At 72.9% G+C, this 1,072-nt stretch carries 1 protein-coding gene; it reads left to right on the top strand.

Features of this window, described 5'->3' with window-relative positions:
- Positions 1-80 precede the first annotated feature (80 nt).
- On the top strand, positions 81-1,072 hold a 992-nt coding region (gene hflC / locus RUMESO_RS02895), incomplete at its 3' end, for a protease modulator HflC (protein WP_051520955.1).

The raw sequence follows: 1,072 nt of genomic DNA, 5'->3' as shown, positions 1-1,072 counted from the left end.
GCCGGCGCCCGCCGCCCCCGCCGCGGGCGGGACCGCCGTCGCGCCTGCCGGCGCCGCCACGAATGCCACGGGGAACTGACATGCGCCGCTCCGTCACCGCCGCCATCGTCGCGCTGGGCGTCGCCCTGGTCCTGCTCCTCAGCTCCATCTACGTGGTGGACGAGCGGGAGAAGGCCCTGGTGCTCCAGTTCGGGCAGATCAAGCAGGTCCGCGAGGAGCCGGGCCTGGGCTTGAAGATCCCCTTCATCCAGGAGGTCGTGAAGTACGACGACCGCATCCTGAGCCTCGACACCGAGACCATCGAGGTCACGCCCTCGGACGACCGCCGCCTCGTGGTGGACGCGTTCGCGCGCTACCGCATCAACGACGTGGTGCAGTTCCGGCAGGCCGTCGGCGCGGGCGGCATCGCCACGGCGCAGGACCGTCTGGGCTCGATCCTCAACGCCACCATCCGCGAGGTGCTGGGCGCCGACCAGGTCACCTCGGACGTGATCCTGTCGGCCGAGCGCGGCAGCCTGATGACCCGCATCCGCGACCTCGCGCAGGCGCAGGCCGAGGACCTGGGCATCACCGTCGTGGACGTGCGGCTCAAGCAGACCAACCTGCCCGAGCAGAACCTCGCCGCGACCTTCGACCGGATGCGCGCCGAGCGGGAGCGCGAGGCCGCCGACGAGATCGCGCGCGGCAACGAGGCGGCGCAGCGCGTGCGCGCCACCGCCGACCGCACGGTGACCGAGACCATCTCGGAGGCCGAGCGCGACGCCGACGTCACGCGCGGCGAGGCCGACGCCGAGGCCAACCGCGTCTTCGCCCAGGCCTATGGCGCGGACCCGGAGTTCTTCCAGTTCTACCGCTCGATGCAGGCCTACGAACGGGCGCTCAAGGGCTCCAACTCGACGCTGGTGCTGACGCCCGACAACGCCTTCTTCGACTACCTCTACGGCAGCGGGGCGGTTCCCCCCTCCGAGGCCACGGCGCCGGCCTCCGCCACGCAGGAGGCCCCCGTGGCCCCGGCCCAGGAGGATGCCTCGCTTGACGGCGAGGCCCAGCCCGGGGCGACCGCGCCCGCCGC

The organism is Rubellimicrobium mesophilum DSM 19309, from assembly GCF_000600335.2.
Classification (GTDB): domain Bacteria; phylum Pseudomonadota; class Alphaproteobacteria; order Rhodobacterales; family Rhodobacteraceae; genus Rubellimicrobium; species Rubellimicrobium mesophilum.
This window is presented reverse-complemented; position numbering and strand designations above follow the sequence as displayed.